The organism is Nocardia sp. NPDC058666, from assembly GCF_042714895.1.
In the GTDB taxonomy this organism is placed as follows: Bacteria; Actinomycetota; Actinomycetes; order Mycobacteriales; family Mycobacteriaceae; genus Nocardia.
Window position 1 is genome coordinate 1 of record NZ_JBHXRY010000082.1, and the last position, 1,331, is coordinate 1,331.

Consider the following 1,331-nt stretch of genomic DNA (forward strand, 5'->3'; position numbering starts at 1 on the left):
GCCGCTGATGGCGCCCAGGGCCAGCCCGACCGGCTTGTACGCGATCGCCGACGCTTTCACTTCTGCCCCCTGGTGTGCCGTACCTGCCGTACCAGCAGGAACACGAGCAGGGCGGCGCCGACGCCGGCGACCAGTGCGGTGGTCCGGTTGTCCCGGGCCGTGGCCGCGTGGGTCTTCTCCGACGCCAGGTGCGCCGTGTGTTCTGCCCGGTCCCGGATCTGCCCGGTGACGTGGGCGGCCTTCTCCGCGGCCTGGGCCTTGACGGCCGCCGTCTTCTCCCGGGCCTGTGCCTTGACGTCGGCCTTGGCGGCGAGGGCCTCGACCGTCCGGCCCAGTTCGTCGCGGGTGTGTTCGATCTGTGCCCGCAGCGCCTCCGGCGTGGGTTCGTCGCTGCTCATCGGTGTGCCTTCTCCCTGATTGCGGCCACATCGGCCTTGACGCTGTCCATCGCCTGCTCGGGCGCCGGTGTGCCGGCCTTCGCGATCTGCTTCCGGCCGGCCATCGCCACCACGGCGGCGGTCACGGCGAGCACCGCGGTGACGATCAGGGCCGAGGCCCAGACCGGGAGCACGAGCGCCAGCGCGGCGATGCCCGCCACCACCAGGGCCTGGGCCGCCAGCACGCCGAGGAGTCCGGCTCCGCCGAACAGGCCGCCGCCCGTCCCGAACCGCTTGCCCTTCTGCGTCATCTCCACCCGCGCGAGCTGCATCTCCTGGCGCACCAGCTCCGAGAGCTGCTGGGACGCCCGCGATACCAGCACTCCCACCGAATCATCGCCGGGGCGGTACGTCCGTTCGTTCGTGTCCATGATCGTGCCCACGATGTTCCACCTCGTCCTCACGTCGGTCGGCTGTACCCGGCTGCGGCTGCGGCTCCCGTCCGCTGTCCCGGGTCGGGGATCCCTCCACACGGCGACGGTCCTCGTCGCTCCACGCCCTGGTGTCGCGGGGCTGCACGTACGGTTCCTCGTGCTCGGGCAGGCCTCCCGCGATCGCCCGCTGGCGGGTCATCTCCGCGTCGAACTCCAGCCCCAGCAGGATCGCGAGGTTGGTGATCCACAGCCACACCAGGAAGACGATCACGCCCGCGACCGTGCCGTACGTCTTGTTGTAGGAGGCGAAGTTCGCGACGTAGACGGCGAACCCGGCCGAGGCGGCCATCCAGATCAGCAGGGCCAGGAAGCTGCCCGGGGTGACCCACCTGAAGCCCCGGCCCTTGGCATTCGGCGCGGCCCAGTACAGGAGCGCGATCATGGTCGTGACGAGCAGCACCAGGACGGGCCATTTCGCGATCGACCAGGCCGTGAGCGCGCCGTCACCCATGCCCAGTGC

3 protein-coding genes are annotated in these 1,331 nt (G+C 71.0%); all 3 read right to left on the minus strand.

Annotated elements, in window-relative coordinates; genetic code table 11:
* Window positions 1-56: 56 nt before the first annotated feature.
* Window positions 57-398 carry a DUF3618 domain-containing protein gene (locus ACFWVD_RS28620; protein ID WP_379248010.1) on the minus strand — a complete coding sequence of 114 codons (342 nt, stop codon included), beginning with the start codon at window positions 396-398 and terminating at the stop codon, window positions 57-59.
* Window positions 395-820: a phage holin family protein gene (locus ACFWVD_RS28625; protein ID WP_379248012.1), complete on the minus strand. Its 426-nt coding sequence runs from the start codon at window positions 818-820 to the stop codon at window positions 395-397. The genes ACFWVD_RS28620 and ACFWVD_RS28625 overlap by 4 nt, the downstream gene beginning before the upstream one ends.
* Window positions 771-1,331, minus strand: a 561-nt coding sequence (locus ACFWVD_RS28630) for a YihY/virulence factor BrkB family protein (protein ID WP_379248014.1), incomplete at its 5' end; no start/stop codon positions are given. The genes ACFWVD_RS28630 and ACFWVD_RS28625, both read right to left, overlap by 50 nt.